Origin of the sequence: Myroides odoratimimus (assembly GCF_038039805.1) — a bacterium.
Taxonomy (GTDB): Bacteria; Bacteroidota; Bacteroidia; order Flavobacteriales; family Flavobacteriaceae; genus Flavobacterium; species Flavobacterium odoratimimum_B.
In genome coordinates, this window is sequence record NZ_JBBPHK010000007.1 from 65,944 (window position 1) to 81,138 (window position 15,195).

Genomic DNA, 15,195 nt, shown 5'->3' on the forward strand with positions numbered 1-15,195 from the left:
ATAAAAAAAACAGACCGTAGTCTGCTTAATTATATCTTATGGTATAAGGCGTTCTGCTTTTAACTGTTCAAATAATTCTATGAAAGAGTCTTTTGTCGGTTTAAAAGCAGTAAAACCTAACTTTCTACTTTTAGACATATCAGTAATTACTTCTATTGGACGACCTAAATCAGCATCCGTATGCCAAGGAGAAACTAAGGTATCTAAATCCAAAGCTTGCAGTTTATGCTTCGATATAATAGTCTGCCATACCTCACTCTTCTGTAACAAGGTTGCTTCTAATGGTCTGATCGTATCCTTATACCCTTCAAAAGGTATGTCAAAATAATTAGCGATCTCTTCCCATAACCACTTCCATCTAAACACATCTCCATTGGTAACATTGAAGGCTTGATTCTTAGCTATATCAGTAGTGGATGCCCATACCAACTGTTTTGCTAATACACTTACATCTGTTACATCTGACACCCCATTCCACTGTGCTTCTGATCCTGGCCAAACCATAGGAAGTCCTTCTTCCTTACAGATACTCGCATACACAGCAAGAGTAATCCCCATATTCATCAGATTACCTACTGCATGTCCTATCAAAGTATGAGGTCTATGCACACTCCAAGTAAAACCGTCTCGCTCAGATGCTTTATATACCTCATCTTCTTGAGCGTAATAGAAATTCTCTAAATCTAAACGAGGGTGTTCTTCTCTAACAGGGGTAATGGGCAATATACCAGACTTCACATAAGATTCAAAAGGGCCTAAATAATGTTTTAATCCAGTCACTAAGGCTACGTGCTTTACGCTCTGTTTAGGAGATAATACATCTAGTAAATTCCTAACTAAAGTAGCATTGACCATGATATTCTCTGCCTCTGTGTCCTTACGCATCCATGTGGTAAAGTAAACATGAGTAGGAGCTATATCTTGTAAGGCTATAGCTAAACCTTCTGTGTCTAATAAGTCCGCAGCAATGGGAATGACTCCGTCTACTACACCTTTTGGATTTCGCGCCAATCCATATACTGTCCAATTTTGAGCGATAAATTCTTTTGCTAGATTACTACCAGCAATACCACTAACGCCTACTACTAATGCTTTGTTCTTCATATTTTATTTCTTTGAATACAAAGCTAAAGCAAGTAAAAAAGCTGTGCCTTGACTTAAAACAAGGCTTTCTATTGATCTAAATCAAGTAGTTTACTTCATTTTTTTCTTTATGCGGCTAACCGTTTCTGGAGTCAGTCCAAGATATGAGGCTAAGAGGTGTTGAGGAATACGATTGACTAAATCTGGATAACAAGTAATAATCTGAGCATATTTTTCCTCTGCATTATAGGCTATATTACTCAATATACGCCTATCTTTATTAGCTAAGCTACGTTCATACAGTATTCTGAAGTAGTTACTCATTACTGGCATATCTATCATTAACTGATCATATTGCTCCTTTGAAATTAACAAAAGCTCTACATCTTCGATCGCATCAATATTTAGTACACCTTTTTCACCTGTAAAGAAACTATAAGAATCTGCTACCCACCAACCTTCCCAACCGATGAAGTTAATATTCTCTATTCCTTTTTCGTCTATCACATAAGACTTCAATACTCCTTTCGCAACAAAAGCCATGTACCTACATACTTCTCCTTCTTGTAGTAGGTATTGCTTTCTCCTTAGTTTTTTAACTGTAAAATAATCTTCTAAACGAACAGTTTCTTCTGTGGTCAACTGCACTTTTTCTTGAATGTGTTGAATTAATAAATCGAACATGGGAAGTAGTAAAAATATCCTATCTACAAAAATAAGCAATTAAAAAGCGAAATGTTTACCTTTAGGTCTTCATTGTAACCTTATGCCAATTATAACTCAACAAAACTTACTTATTCCTTATCCGCAAAAAGTAGCACTATCTATACAGTTTGACTATGCTATCGTGGATATACACAATAGTTTTGACTACTTAGAAGAACTATGGGATGATATTGTTTTGACGATTACAAATGCTTTTAATGATAGAGGAATTACAATCTTAGAAGGCACAACCAATATCAATGAGGATTATACTGTTATCAGCTATGAAGTGGTCGCTTTAGTCACACCTCCTTATATAGACTTTTCCTTCGTTTTTGATAATTTGTATGATGTTGACTTACCTAGTGCATTTCTAATAAGTACTCCTAATTATTACGACAAGGAGATAAAAGACATTTTACTACAAACAAAATAACGATGATAAAACCAATTGATAGTACCGACTTACCCCAGACTTTACAAGTATTAGAAGAAGTAAAACAACATATGTTTACTCAAGGTATTGACCAATGGGATGAATCCTATCCTAATAAAGATATTATCTCTAATGACATTCAAAAGAAGCAAGCTTATACCTATACAGAAAACGAACAGATCTTAGCCTATATGGTCTTAAACGAAGAATATGATGTAGAGTATAACGACTTACATTGGACCAGCCCTGTTCCATTTATTGTTATCCACCGATTATTTGTCAGCCCAAAGGCACAAGGTAAAGGCATATCCACTAAGATGATTCTATTCGCAGAACAATACGCCAAAGACAATAACTATGCGTCTATTCGCTTTGATGCATATACACTAAATACTACTGCTAATGCGGTATATACTAAAAAAGGATATCAATTAGTAGGTACAGTTCAGTTTAGAAAAGGGGTATTTAATTGTTATGAGAAAACACTATAGTAAACACTAAAAAGTTAATTACGCTCAGAATCAACTTCTATATTTCAAGTACAAACAAAAAAACCGAGCCCTTACAGACTCGGTTTACTATTATTTCTCTGATATTCTTCTCTATCTTCATTGACATACATCTTATGAGGAGATTGCTTGGTATGAAAGATATCCAGAATAACAATATTCTCTTCAGTTACCTCATATAGAATTTTATACTCATAAACTAAGAGATATCTTCTCTCGAATCGACTATACATCATACCTTCTTTCTGTCCTAAATAGGGAAAATTAATTAACTGCTTGATTGCTTTAATAATATTATCCTTTACCTCTTTAGCCTTGCTTACACTGACATGATTAACATAATAGAAGTATATATCCCTTAATTGACTGGCTGCAAAATCAGATAATATTATTTTCATACTACTACCATTTAGTACTCATCTCTTCTACTTCCTCTAAGGTATAATACCTTCCCTCCTCATAGTCTTTACGAGATATGGACAATCTGCTCTCTAACTCCTCTTCTGTCATAGGTACAAACATCTCCTCTTCCACTCGTTTTAGAGCATTGACATATTCATTTATTTGGTCGATCAATGCCTCATCGTTAATATCCATAAGGGATTTAACTATTTGTTGTCTCTTTACCTCTACACTCATAACTAATTCATTTACAATACAAAGGTATACAAAATAAATAAGCACATCCCCGTCTACCTATAAATTTACCACATAAAAAAACCGAGCCTTTACAGACTCGGTTTCTCTCTTTATAACTATATAAGTGGGTTTACTTCACTTCTTCGTATTCTACATCTTGTGTACCATCAGCATCACCACCTTGGTTTGGCTGTCCTTGTTGAGGACCTGCTTGACCACCTTCAGCTTGTGCTTTGTACATTTCTTCAGATGCTGCTTTCCAAGCTTCGTTGATTTTATCTAAAGCTGGTTGGATAGTATCTAAGTTCTTCGTTTCGAAAGCTGTTTTTAATTCAGCTAAAGCTCCTTCGATATTAGATTTATTTCCTTCAGATAACTTATCTCCGAATTCTTTTAATTGTTTCTCTGTTTGGAAAATCATAGCATCAGCTTCATTGATTTTCTCTACAGTTTCTTTTGCTTTTTTATCAGCATCAGCATTTGCTTCAGCTTCTTTTTTCATTCTTTGGATTTCTTCTTCAGTTAATCCAGATGAAGCTTCGATACGAATATCGTGAGATTTACCAGTTCCTTTATCTGTAGCAGATACTTTGATAATACCGTTAGCATCGATATCGAAAGTTACTTCGATTTGAGGCACTCCTCTTTGTGCAGGTGGTAAACCATCTAAGTGGAAACGACCGATTGTCTTGTTATCGTTAGCCATTGGTCTTTCTCCTTGTAATACGTGGATTTCAACCGATGGTTGGTTATCAGCAGCAGTAGAGAACACTTGAGATTTCTTAGTAGGAATCGTTGTGTTAGACTCAATCAACTTAGTGAATACACCTCCCATAGTCTCGATACCTAATGAAAGTGGTGTAACGTCTAATAATAATACGTCTTTTACATCTCCTGTTAATACACCACCTTGGATAGCAGCTCCAATAGCTACAACCTCGTCTGGGTTAACTCCTTTGTGTGGTTTTTTACCGAAGAATTTCTCTACTTCCTCTTGGATTCTTGGGATACGTGTAGATCCTCCAACTAAGATTACTTCATCGATATCTGATTTAGATAAACCAGCATCTTTTAACGCTTTCTCACATGGGATCATAGAACGACGTACTAAATCATCTGATAATTGCTCAAATTTAGCTCTTGTCAATGTTTGTACTAAGTGTTTTGGTCCTGAAGCCGTAGCTGTAACATAAGGTAAGTTAATCTCTGTCTGTGTAGCAGATGACAACTCAACTTTTGCTTTCTCAGCAGCTTCTTTTAAACGTTGTAATGCCATAGCATCTTTACGTAAATCTACTCCTTCAGCAGCGTTAAACTCGTCTGCTAACCAGTTGATGATTACGTTATCAAAGTCATCTCCTCCTAAGTGAGTATCTCCATTAGTAGATAATACTTCGAATACACCGTCTCCTAATTCAAGGATAGAGATATCGAATGTACCACCTCCTAAGTCATATACTACTACTTTTTGGTCTGTTCCTTTTTTATCTAATCCGTATGCTAACGCAGCAGCTGTAGGCTCGTTAATAATACGTCTTACTTTTAATCCTGCAATCTCTCCAGCCTCTTTAGTCGCTTGACGTTGTGCGTCATTAAAGTAAGCAGGTACAGTAATTACAGCTTCTGAAACTTCTTGTCCTAAGAAATCTTCAGCTGTTTTCTTCATTTTTTGAAGAGTCATTGCAGAAATCTCTTGTGGAGTATATAAACGTCCATCGATATCTACACGTGGAGTATCATTATCTCCTTTTACTACTTGGTAAGGTACAGCATCAACTTCTTTAGCTGATGTACTGAACTTCTCTCCCATAAAACGCTTAATTGAAGCAACTGTTTTTGTTGGGTTAGTTACCGCTTGACGTTTTGCAGGATCACCTACTTTAATCTCTCCACCTTCTACGAAAGCTACGATAGATGGTGTAGTTCTTTTTCCTTCAGCGTTTGAAATTACTACTGGCTCATTACCTTCCATTACAGACACACAAGAGTTCGTAGTTCCTAAGTCAATACCAATTATTTTACTCATAATATTTTCTATAGTTTATTTTTATACTTAATTCATTTTTGTGAGCTTCAAGCTCGGTTACTCTTAAACAATCTTTGTGCCAACAGAAAAAAAGGAAACTTTTGTCTGTTTTTAGTCAGTTTTAACCATTTTACAATGTCATATTGTCACCATTTCACGTATTCATCGACTAAATTAATCCAATTTCGTCAGTAATTTACTGACATAAAAAAACCAGATTAGAGTTTCTAATCTGGTTCTTATAGTTATAATTTTCTTTTTCTATATTTTTAGTACTTCGTTACACTTAGATTAGTCAATACACCTTTTCCAGCTGACCCTTCTTGAACTCCCTCTAAAAATACATTTCCATTTCCATATGGATTATTCAAAAAGACCATTGGATAAACCTTATCCCCTTTCTTTAGATTAAGCAAAGTAGTATAAGAGGTAAACCCTCGACTTTCCCCTGCCCCTGATAAAGGGATTCTATAAACACCACGTCCGATCCATAAATCTTTAATATCATTGTTATCCTTTGGAAAACGACTTGTAAATCCTATTACAATATCTTCTTCTAACAAAGATTTTGTAACAATATCAATACTCCCTGAACCACTTAATCTAACACTTTCTTTGGTACTATTACTATTAATATAAGTTTTTGGAACAGCTAACCCTACCTGTAAAGTCATTAAGTAGTTTCCATCTTCTAAGACTGTTAAGCTGTGATCTGTAGTACTCCATTGTATTGAAGGAGAGTTGAATATTTCTCTTTTAAATACAGTGATTTTATTGTACCTTTCATTCAAAAGCTGAGTTCCCTCTGAAGATGCAAAAAACTCTACTGAAGGAATAGTTAACGTATTTAAATACTTTTGGAACAATTCATCTACATTGACAGCAGTAGAATTTCCATTGCCATCTAACATTAAAAAAGTATAATCTTTCACATTTGTCATATCTCCTTGCTGTGCAGCCTCAGGTTTATACCATTTAGGAGCTTTACCAGCTCCTTGAGACATGAGGTAGGCCCCCTCTTCACCACTTGTTTTGTCTATCGTAATCTCACTGTTAATATTTACCTTTCCTTCTACATTAGCATCTCCCTTGACATCCAGTTTAACCTCTGGAGTAAGTGTACCTATACCTAACCTTCCCTCTTCATCTACTACCACATCATTCTTAATTTGCTCTGCAGTAGGCGTACCTGCTGTCGAATTATCTTTTTTCGCATCAATATGAAATGGTTTCATAGGTAGGGTAGTATTCACTCCTACTTGAGCAGAGATACTACTAAACGCTAATAAACTTAATAATACATAAAAAATTCTCATAACTCCTAATTTTACCAATAAAAACAAATATACAAAAACAAATTATGTTAAAAACAACAATATAATTTAATTAAAACAAAAGTATTCTCTTTACCTTACATTATACTTCCTTATCAATAAATGAATAGCCCATAATATTAAAGAGACACATTCCATTCATACCTTGCGTTAAATAAACCTCTAAAAGTTGTCTCTGATTAGAATTTAGCTATCTTCGTATTATTAAAATCACTACTATTTTATGGAATGTATTTCTGTATTTGACATGCTTAAGATTGGCGTAGGCCCCTCAAGTTCACATACTTTAGGGCCATGGAGAGCCGCTGAGCTTTTTTTGAAAGAATTGCGCGAACGCCAAATCTTTGATCAAGTTTCTTATTTAAAAATTGACCTATTTGGTTCACTTTCTTTGACAGGAGTAGGTCACGCTACTGACCTAGCCGTTATGCTAGGGTTGAGCGGAGCAGATCCTGAATATGTACCTGTAGAAGATATTAGTGGCATTATTGACAAGATCAACACATCCCAATCTTTGCATTTAGGAGGAGAAAAACTAATTGCTTTTAATCCTAAAGAACATATTGTATTCAATAGAAACTTCTTACCTTTTCATGCTAATGGTATGACTTTTACAGTAAAATATGGAGAACACAATGTATATGAATCTACTTTTTATTCTATAGGTGGAGGTTTTGTTGTAAAAGAGGAAAATCCAGAAAACCAAGAAAAGGAAGAAATAAAAGCAGCTTTTCCTTATCCAATCGAAAAAGCTACTGAATTATTAGCCTACTGTAAAGAGCAGAATATGTCTATCTCTGAGTTAGTATATGAAAATGAAAAGTCTATACGCTCAGAAGAAGAAATACATAATGAATTATTACGCGTATGGAATACCATGCTAGAGTGTATGTATATCGGATGTCATACTGAAGGTATACTACCTGGAGGTCTTAATGTACGTCGTCGTGCTTATGATACCCATAGTAAATTAAAAGGAGAACTACCTTATAATACACCTCAAGAATGGTTACAAACTATTCGTAAAACAAAAGTTTACTTTAGACAGATACTGAAATGGGTAAGTTGTTTTGCTTTAGCTGTTAATGAAGTTAATGCTTCTCTAGGACGTGTAGTAACAGCCCCAACTAATGGTAGTGCAGGGGTTATTCCTGCTGTATTAATGTATTATCTAGTAATAGAAAACCACAAAGCAGGAGAAAAAGAAATCAAGCAGTTCTTAATGGTTGCTGGTGAGATAGGAAGTATCTTTAAAAAAGGAGCAACTATATCTGCTGCTATGGGAGGGTGTCAAGCTGAGATAGGTGTATCGAGTGCAATGGCTGCTGGTGCCTTATGTGAACTAATGGGTGGTACTCCAGAACAAGTAACTGTAGCTGCTGAGATAGCTATGGAGCATCACTTAGGACTGACATGTGATCCTATAGGTGGGTTAGTACAAGTACCTTGTATAGAAAGAAATACTATGGGAGCTATAAAAGCTATTAATGCTGCTGAGCTAGCCTTAGATACAGATCCTAAAAATGCAAAAGTTCCTTTAGACAAGGTAGTTAATACCATGTGGGAAACTGCAAAAGACATGAATAATAAATACAAAGAGACTTCAGAAGGTGGTCTTGCTGTAGCTGTAAACTTATCAGACTGTTAAACAGATGAAACAAACGATTGGAATATTGTGTTTCCTAGTCTCTGCCTACGCTTTAGGACAGAGTCAACTATATGTAACTACTCCTACTGTAGCTTACAGCGATGCTAATGGCACTACGCAAATAGGTGTCTATACACGTGGTGCATATCTAAATAAAGTAGATAAAGTAAGTAACGATGTTTTTAAAGTAACTAATGAACTATTAGGAACCACCTATATATTAGATACTGATCATCTAAAAGAAGTATTGTCTGCAGAAGACAGTACTGAAGCTTCTCCTTCCCCTATTATTGACTTTGATGATTACTATGGAAGTCCTCATCTATTTACTGTTGTAGGTGGGCTTAAAGTAAGAACAGCACCTAATCATCAATCAGAAACAACAGGAGTTCTATACAACGGAACACCTGTAGGAATTGATTATTTCCCTTATGATAAAGAAGCTTGGATTAAGATAAACTTTAATGAAGGACAAGGGTATATACCTGTTAAATACTTAGGAAAGAGACCAAACCTAAACAACCTAATTGCTAGTTATAAAAAGGCTACTGAACCTAAAGAGCAAAAGCGCTTTATACAGCGTATTATCGAGCTTGGTTGGAATAGTAACAACGATGATAATGCTAAGGCATTATTAGTCTTTGCTGACTATGCAGATAAAAACAGTCAACCAGAGCGTGCTACCATTGCGAGACTACAAGCAGAAGTATTAAAAGCAATTCCTGATGAAGGTATTTATGACAAAACATCAGATTTAGTTACAAATAAATTAATTGGTTTTACCCTAAACAATGTGATAGAACCAAAAAAAGGTTTTAGTTTAGCCACATTAGAAAAGACCTTTGGAAAGGTAAAAGAGAGCTATAGCAATTTAGAAGATTGCGCTCTAGACAATTACGAGAGTAATATTATATTCAACACAGCAGAGTGTATTGGACATGATGTAAACAAAACATATACCCTGAGAATTGTCGAGATGGGCAATGGTGCTGGATTTAAAATCAACAATAACATTCTAAACGAGAATACAACAGAAACAGAGTTTTTAAAAACAGGAAAAGGCTTAATCAATACCATTTTAAATACCGAAAAAGCTTATCAGATCCCTGCTGGAGATTCTGCATATAGATTCACATTTAAAGAAGGTAAATTGAGTAAAGTGGAATTGATTTATTTCTGCTAATTCCTTTTTTTATTCTTTAATAAAATTTACAATAACCCAAAAAAACAAGAAAAATGTCTGTAGCAAAAAAAGACTATAAAAAAGTGACAACTAAGTCGCTAATAGATATGAAAGCCAACGGAGAGAAAATATCAATGTTAACATGTTATGACTACTCTATGGCTAAAGTATTAGAAGCAGGTGGAGTTGACGTAATGCTTGTAGGAGATTCTGCTAGTAATGTAATGGCTGGTCATGAGACTACCCTACCGATTACATTAGACCAGATGATCTATCACGCACAGTCTGTAGTACGTGGAGCTGACAGAGCGCTAATTGTTGTGGATTTACCTTTTGGTTCTTACCAATCTGATCCAAAAGAAGCATTGCGTTCAGCTATCCGTATCATGAAAGAAAGCGGAGCTCATGCAGTAAAAATGGAAGGTGGAGAAGAGATTAAAGATGGTATCAAACGCATCTTAGACGCAGGTATCCCTGTTATGGGACACTTAGGTCTTACTCCTCAGTCTATCTACAAATTCGGAACTTATACAGTAAGAGCTAAAGAAGAAGAAGAAGCTAATCAACTTATCAAAGATGCTAAAATGCTAGAAGAAATAGGATGTTTCGCTCTTGTACTAGAGAAAATACCTGCTGCTTTAGCAAAGAAAGTTGCTGAGAGTATCTCTATCCCGGTTATCGGTATCGGTGCTGGTAATGGTGTAGATGGACAAGTATTAGTAGTACATGATATGATAGGTTTAACTCACGAGTTTAGTCCTAAATTCTTACGTCGTTATATGAATATTTTTGAAGATATGAAAAATGCAGTATCTCAATACGTTGACGATGTTAAGTCTGTTGATTTCCCTAACGAAAACGAACAGTACTAATAGATTCTAACTTATTTAAAATACAAAGAATATCCTTTTTACATATAAAAAGGATATTTTTGTTTAAAATTATTACAAATGAAAATCGTCTCTACACCTGACAACCTACAAGTACTACATGAAGATAATCATATCATCATCATTAATAAACGCGTAGGCGATATCGTACAAGGTGATCAAACAGGTGATATGCCATTAAGTGAAATAGTAAAGCTATACTTAAAAAAGAAGTATAATAAACCTGGTGAAGTGTATCTAGGTGTGGTACATCGCTTAGATCGTCCTACTTCTGGGTTAGTTGTATTTGCAAAAACTTCTAAAGCACTGAGTCGCTTAAATGAATCATTCAAAAATAGAGAAACACAGAAGACCTATTGGGCAGTAGTAAAAGATGCTCCTCCTAAAGTAGAAGACACATTAGAGCATTTTTTAGTGAGAAATCCTAAAAATAATACTTCCAAAGCACATAAAAAAGAAGTACCGAATAGCAAAAAAGCGAAGCTAACATATCGAATGTTTCACCAGCTAAAGACCTACTCTACTCTTGAGATAGATCTACACACTGGTCGTCACCACCAGATAAGATGCCAGCTATCAGCTATAGGATGCCCTATTAAAGGAGATTTGAAGTATGGAGCAGACAGAAGTAATCCTGATGGAGGTATTCACTTACATGCTCGTAAGCTGACCTTTATTCATCCAGTGACCAAAGAGGCCCTTACTATAGTAGCCCCTACTCCTGATGAAGTAATATGGAATAATATAGAGAATAAATAACCTCATCACTATAAACGTTTAGTTAGTCATAGCTAAACGTTTTTTTTTGCTCTATCAAAAAGATATCTATTCATTATTCTCCTAAATAAGATTTTTTTAAGCACAATGTAAAAATTAATAAAAAATATTATCTTTCGCTTTTACTTAACATTATCATAAATGACTGATACACCAAAAAAGAGTTTAGTAGATAGGTTTCTATCTAGCGTTGAAAAAATTGGTAATATGCTACCTCATCCAGCAACACTATTTGCTAGTTTTGCCCTATTAGTAATTATTGCTTCATGGATAGCTAGTTTCTTTGATCTCTCCGTAATACACCCCGGTACGAAAGAAGAAATACAGTCATTTAACTTAGTAAGTGCAGAGGGACTACACATGATTTTAACAAAGATGGTTACTAACTTTACCAACTTTGCTCCTCTAGGTACAGTACTAGTATCTTTACTAGGTATTGGTATTGCAGAAGGTTCAGGATTAATAGGAACTATCCTAAAAAAGATAGTACTATCCTCTCCTAAGAAGCTACTGACATTCGTTATCGTATTTGCAGGAATCTTATCTAATACGGCTAGTGAAGTAGGATATGTTTTATTAGTACCTCTAGCTGCAATTATATTCTTAGCGGCAGGGAGACACCCTATCGCAGGATTAGCAGCTGCATTCGCAGGTGTATCAGGAGGATATAGTGCTAACTTATTATTAGGTACTATAGACCCTTTATTAGCAGGATTATCTGAAGAGGCTGCTCGAATTATAGATCCTACTTATGTGGTAAATCCAGCAGCTAACTACTATTTCCTATTTGTCTCTACATTTATAGTAGCTCTTTTAGGGACATGGGTTACTGAGCGCATTGTAGTCCCAAGATTAGGAGAATACACGGGGGATGAAAAAGCTATCTCTATAGATCCACTTACAAAAGAAGAAAAGAAAGGTCTGATCTATGCTAGTATTGCAGGGATATTATTTACAGCATTTATACTAGGAGGTCTGATCCCAGAGAGCGGTTATTTAAGAGGTACTGATGGTGGGATTCTTAAGTCTCCTTTTATGTCAGGTATTGTTGCTTTATTATTTATTGGAGCAGCACTAGCAGGTATCGCTTATGGTATCGGAGCTAAAACCATCAAAAATGATACTGATGTCATGAAAGGAATGTCAAAAGCAATGGAGACACTTGGTTCTTATATCGTATTAGTATTCTTTGCAGCGCAATTTGTAGCTTATTTTAACTGGACTAACCTAGGGTTAATATTTGCTATCGAAGGAGCAGAAACCTTACAAAAATCAGGTTTAGGTGCAATTCCTTTAATGCTAATGTTCATAATTGTATCAGCATTGATCAATCTTATTATGGGAAGTGCTTCAGCTAAATGGGCGATTATGGCTCCAGTATTCATACCTATGTTTATGCTATTAGGATATTCCCCTGAACTAACACAAGTAGCATATAGAATTGGAGATAGTGTAACGAATATTATCTCTCCTATGATGAGTTATTTTGCCTTAATTGTTGCCTTTATGCAGCGTTATGACAAAAAAGCAGGTATAGGAACTATTGTTTCCACTATGCTTCCTTATACATTTGTATTCTTTATCGGATGGGCAATCCTGTTTATCATCTGGTTATTATTAGAATTACCACTAGGGCCAGGTGCTCAACTATTCTACAATGTTCAATAAAAATTAAAACATAATAAAAGAGGAACTAATTCTTTCAGATTAGTTCCTCTTTTCATTTTTATTAATTTATCTATTCTCCTGTAGCAATAGGCTTGTTACTTCTAGACCACTCACTCCACGAGCCTACATATAGCTTAGGTGTTGGGATACCAGCTACTGTAATAGCTAATAGCGTATGACAGGCTGTAATACCAGAACCACAGTGTACTGCTCTATTTTCTAATGGATAATCTTGTAGAATAGCAGTATACTTTTCTCTTAACTGTTCTTCTGTCAAGAACATCCCCCTCTCATCTAGATTAGACATAAAAGGAACATTGATAGCTCCTGGGATATGTCCTGCTATTTGATCTATTGGCTCTGTTATTCCTTTATAACGATTCTCCTCGCGTACATCTATTACTACATAATCTTCTCTCCCTACATTTGCTTCTATTTCATTAATATCAGCTAGTGGTAGTTGCCACTCCGTTACTGGATATACACCTACTTCGCTTGGTTTTACCACCTTGTTATTACTTGAAAAACCCGCTTGCTGTGCAGCACTCATGCCTCCGCTAAGCACCTGTACTTTCTGATGACCTACAGCTGTCAGCATCCACCAAAAACGTGCCGCAGAATTCCCTCCGAATACAGTGTCATAGATAATCACATGTGAGTCAGGAGTTATACCTAAAGATTGTAAACTATGAGCAAACTTATCAAGAGGAGGTAATGGATGTCTCCCTCCCTTAGAAGCATCTTCTCCTATATGTGCTAACTGTGTATTTCCATCTACAAATAATGCTCCGTCTAAATGTTCTTTATCATATTCAGTTCTAGCCACTTTACTATTTGTAGCATCTATTAATATATAACTACTTCCTTGTTCTTTTAAAGACAATAGTTCACTAGGTAGGATAATTGGTTTCATATTTATAAGTATTGTTTGTTCTGTATCTAACTTTATAAGCTCAGCGGTGCAAAAACACTAGCTAACCGTTCTTCTAACTTAGCTAAATCCTCTTTCGCTTTAGTACCATAAAATCGTTTAGTAGCCAATATAACTGTTTCTTGTTCTAACAACTTTCGTTCTACGATCATCTCTGCCTCATACACCATTTTCATAGCTTGAGGCACACTAGGTATCTCCACTTCTAGTTTTAAGACACCACCTTCTTCATTTATATAATAAGGCAGTACTTTATTGATAACAGGGTTAAATAACTTACTTGTATAGAGTATCACAGATTCAGGTAAGTTCTTCTTCTTGTTCTCTTTCTTACGCGTATAGATAACTTTCTCTACCTCATAACCAGCTACATTACTTACCTCACCAGTAAGTTTACGATCATAATTCTCTAAAGTAATATTAGTCTGCAATAATTCTTTTGCAAAAAAATCTTTTTTGTATGAAAAATTTAATTCTGTATTCGGAACTATTGTTGACGCCGTATACACAAATCCTTCATCTAAAATATCATTCCATTTATTCTCTAGAATATAAGTAGCTCCTTCTCCTTTGTACACTACTTCATAGCCCGCCACATATACATTATTTTTAATAAATGCTAATGTACCATACTCTTCTAAAAACTGAGGATTATCCGTCAAAAACTGATTCAATCTATCTCTATCTTCTACGGATAGCGATTCTATATACTTCTTCGCTAGTTCCTTACTATACAGAGGATCTTGACTGATATACTCTGCAAATTGTTCTATAAGAGGATCAGTTAATGACATTTTATACCCTAAAACTCCTTCTATAAACTTATCCTTCTTTATAGTCGTTTTCTCTTTAGGCACCACAGCTATATCAGTAGCCTCTTGTTGTTTATTTTCCTTACACCCTATCAGCGCTACCCCTACTATCAACAATCCTAAACTTAGTCTTTTCATTCTACTTTGTATTGAAAATCTAAAGTACAAAAAATAACTACGCTCACTTATTCCTTCTCTCTATAATAAATAATGAATAAATGATTTATACCTAGAATTAACATTATAAAAGAAAAAGACAAGAAAAATAGCATGTACACTAGTGATAGGATTATAAAAACAAGTGTATAGTTAAAAGCAGGACTATAATCAATTACTATACAGCTATAGTAGGACGAGACATTGTTAAATTCTGTGGTCGCATAGTGGTCGCATAGTGATTACATAGTGGTCGCATTAAAAACGGGCTAATCTATGCGACCACTATGTGATCAATATCCTATAAAAATACGGTCAGCAAAATTCATAACATGAAGCAGCAAAAAAAATAGAGAACAAATCTGAATTAGTTAATCAATAAAAATAAATTCCCCTCA

15 protein-coding genes are annotated in these 15,195 nt (G+C 35.1%); 7 read left to right on the forward strand and 8 right to left on the reverse strand.

All coding sequences use genetic code 11. The features are described 5' to 3' along the window. Nucleotides 1-36: 36 nt before the first annotated feature. Both AABL85_RS07550 and AABL85_RS07555 read right to left on the reverse strand, forming a co-directional pair. Complete coding sequence (locus AABL85_RS07550) at nt 37-1,104, reverse strand: SDR family oxidoreductase (protein ID WP_341309688.1); 1,068 nt, start codon at nt 1,102-1,104, stop codon at nt 37-39. A 90-nt stretch (nt 1,105-1,194) separates the two neighbouring features. After that, nucleotides 1,195-1,767, reverse strand: a complete 573-nt coding sequence (locus AABL85_RS07555) for a Crp/Fnr family transcriptional regulator (RefSeq protein WP_341309689.1) — start codon at nt 1,765-1,767, stop codon at nt 1,195-1,197. Nucleotides 1,768-1,849: 82 nt separating this feature from the next. Between AABL85_RS07555 and AABL85_RS07560 the strand changes: the two genes are divergently transcribed. Both AABL85_RS07560 and AABL85_RS07565 read left to right on the forward strand, forming a co-directional pair. Next, nucleotides 1,850-2,224, forward strand: a complete 375-nt coding sequence (locus tag AABL85_RS07560; protein ID WP_341309690.1) for a hypothetical protein — start codon at nt 1,850-1,852, stop codon at nt 2,222-2,224. A gap of 2 nt (nt 2,225-2,226) precedes the next feature. After that, the gene (locus AABL85_RS07565; protein WP_341309691.1) at nt 2,227-2,715 is read left to right on the forward strand and encodes a GNAT family N-acetyltransferase; all 489 of its coding nucleotides are present in this window, start codon (nt 2,227-2,229) and stop codon (nt 2,713-2,715) included. A 71-nt stretch (nt 2,716-2,786) separates the two neighbouring features. On the opposite strand, the gene AABL85_RS07570 is transcribed toward AABL85_RS07565, so the two are convergent. The 4 genes from AABL85_RS07570 to AABL85_RS07585 form a co-directional block, all read right to left on the reverse strand. After that, nucleotides 2,787-3,131, reverse strand: coding sequence for a type II toxin-antitoxin system RelE/ParE family toxin (locus AABL85_RS07570; protein ID WP_041889912.1), 345 nt, complete (start codon nt 3,129-3,131; stop codon nt 2,787-2,789). Between the two features lie 4 nt (nt 3,132-3,135). After that, nucleotides 3,136-3,372: a hypothetical protein gene (locus tag AABL85_RS07575; RefSeq protein WP_341309692.1), complete on the reverse strand. Its 237-nt coding sequence runs from the start codon at nt 3,370-3,372 to the stop codon at nt 3,136-3,138. Nucleotides 3,373-3,502: 130 nt separating this feature from the next. Continuing rightward, the gene (dnaK, locus tag AABL85_RS07580; protein ID WP_286415876.1) at nt 3,503-5,398 is read right to left on the reverse strand and encodes a molecular chaperone DnaK; all 1,896 of its coding nucleotides are present in this window, start codon (nt 5,396-5,398) and stop codon (nt 3,503-3,505) included. Nucleotides 5,399-5,667: 269 nt separating this feature from the next. Then, entirely contained in the window at nt 5,668-6,714 is a 1,047-nt protein-coding gene (locus AABL85_RS07585; protein ID WP_341309693.1) for a hypothetical protein, read from the reverse strand. A gap of 241 nt (nt 6,715-6,955) precedes the next feature. Between AABL85_RS07585 and AABL85_RS07590 the strand changes: the two genes are divergently transcribed. The 5 genes from AABL85_RS07590 (at nt 6,956) to AABL85_RS07610 (ending at nt 12,898) form a co-directional block, all read left to right on the forward strand. Next, nucleotides 6,956-8,380 carry an L-serine ammonia-lyase gene (locus AABL85_RS07590; RefSeq protein ID WP_286415877.1) on the forward strand — a complete coding sequence of 475 codons (1,425 nt, stop codon included), beginning with the start codon at nt 6,956-6,958 and terminating at the stop codon, nt 8,378-8,380. 4 nt (nt 8,381-8,384) lie between these two features. Continuing rightward, nucleotides 8,385-9,563 carry an SH3 domain-containing protein gene (locus AABL85_RS07595; protein WP_341309694.1) on the forward strand — a complete coding sequence of 393 codons (1,179 nt, stop codon included), beginning with the start codon at nt 8,385-8,387 and terminating at the stop codon, nt 9,561-9,563. 53 nt (nt 9,564-9,616) lie between these two features. Beyond that, entirely contained in the window at nt 9,617-10,435 is an 819-nt protein-coding gene (gene panB, locus AABL85_RS07600) for a 3-methyl-2-oxobutanoate hydroxymethyltransferase (RefSeq protein WP_016649692.1), read from the forward strand. A gap of 78 nt (nt 10,436-10,513) precedes the next feature. Continuing rightward, the gene (locus AABL85_RS07605; RefSeq protein WP_286415880.1) at nt 10,514-11,212 is read left to right on the forward strand and encodes an RluA family pseudouridine synthase; all 699 of its coding nucleotides are present in this window, start codon (nt 10,514-10,516) and stop codon (nt 11,210-11,212) included. Between the two features lie 159 nt (nt 11,213-11,371). Beyond that, a complete protein-coding gene (locus AABL85_RS07610) occupies nt 11,372-12,898 on the forward strand; it encodes an AbgT family transporter (RefSeq protein ID WP_286415882.1) in 1,527 nt (508 codons plus the stop codon). A 70-nt stretch (nt 12,899-12,968) separates the two neighbouring features. Here AABL85_RS07610 and AABL85_RS07615 read toward each other — a convergent pair whose 3' ends face one another. Then, nucleotides 12,969-13,811, reverse strand: a complete 843-nt coding sequence (locus AABL85_RS07615) for a sulfurtransferase (RefSeq protein ID WP_341309695.1) — start codon at nt 13,809-13,811, stop codon at nt 12,969-12,971. A gap of 32 nt (nt 13,812-13,843) precedes the next feature. Beyond that, on the reverse strand, nt 13,844-14,779 hold the full coding sequence (locus tag AABL85_RS07620) for a hypothetical protein (RefSeq protein WP_341309696.1): 936 nt from the start codon (nt 14,777-14,779) through the stop codon (nt 13,844-13,846). Between the last annotated feature and the right edge of the window lie 416 nt (nt 14,780-15,195).

Coding starts and splice junctions, on each gene's coding strand:
- AABL85_RS07550 (WP_341309688.1), bottom strand. CDS start 1,104: ATGAAGAACAAAGCATTAGTAGTAGGCGTTAGTGGTATTGCTGGTAGT.
- AABL85_RS07555 (WP_341309689.1), bottom strand. CDS start 1,767: ATGTTCGATTTATTAATTCAACACATTCAAGAAAAAGTGCAGTTGACC.
- AABL85_RS07560 (WP_341309690.1), top strand. CDS start 1,850: ATGCCAATTATAACTCAACAAAACTTACTTATTCCTTATCCGCAAAAA.
- AABL85_RS07565 (WP_341309691.1), top strand. CDS start 2,227: ATGATAAAACCAATTGATAGTACCGACTTACCCCAGACTTTACAAGTA.
- AABL85_RS07570 (WP_041889912.1), bottom strand. CDS start 3,131: ATGAAAATAATATTATCTGATTTTGCAGCCAGTCAATTAAGGGATATA.
- AABL85_RS07575 (WP_341309692.1), bottom strand. CDS start 3,372: ATGAGTGTAGAGGTAAAGAGACAACAAATAGTTAAATCCCTTATGGAT.
- dnaK (WP_286415876.1), bottom strand. CDS start 5,398: ATGAGTAAAATAATTGGTATTGACTTAGGAACTACGAACTCTTGTGTG.
- AABL85_RS07585 (WP_341309693.1), bottom strand. CDS start 6,714: ATGAGAATTTTTTATGTATTATTAAGTTTATTAGCGTTTAGTAGTATC.
- AABL85_RS07590 (WP_286415877.1), top strand. CDS start 6,956: ATGGAATGTATTTCTGTATTTGACATGCTTAAGATTGGCGTAGGCCCC.
- AABL85_RS07595 (WP_341309694.1), top strand. CDS start 8,385: ATGAAACAAACGATTGGAATATTGTGTTTCCTAGTCTCTGCCTACGCT.
- panB (WP_016649692.1), top strand. CDS start 9,617: ATGTCTGTAGCAAAAAAAGACTATAAAAAAGTGACAACTAAGTCGCTA.
- AABL85_RS07605 (WP_286415880.1), top strand. CDS start 10,514: ATGAAAATCGTCTCTACACCTGACAACCTACAAGTACTACATGAAGAT.
- AABL85_RS07610 (WP_286415882.1), top strand. CDS start 11,372: ATGACTGATACACCAAAAAAGAGTTTAGTAGATAGGTTTCTATCTAGC.
- AABL85_RS07615 (WP_341309695.1), bottom strand. CDS start 13,811: ATGAAACCAATTATCCTACCTAGTGAACTATTGTCTTTAAAAGAACAA.
- AABL85_RS07620 (WP_341309696.1), bottom strand. CDS start 14,779: ATGAAAAGACTAAGTTTAGGATTGTTGATAGTAGGGGTAGCGCTGATA.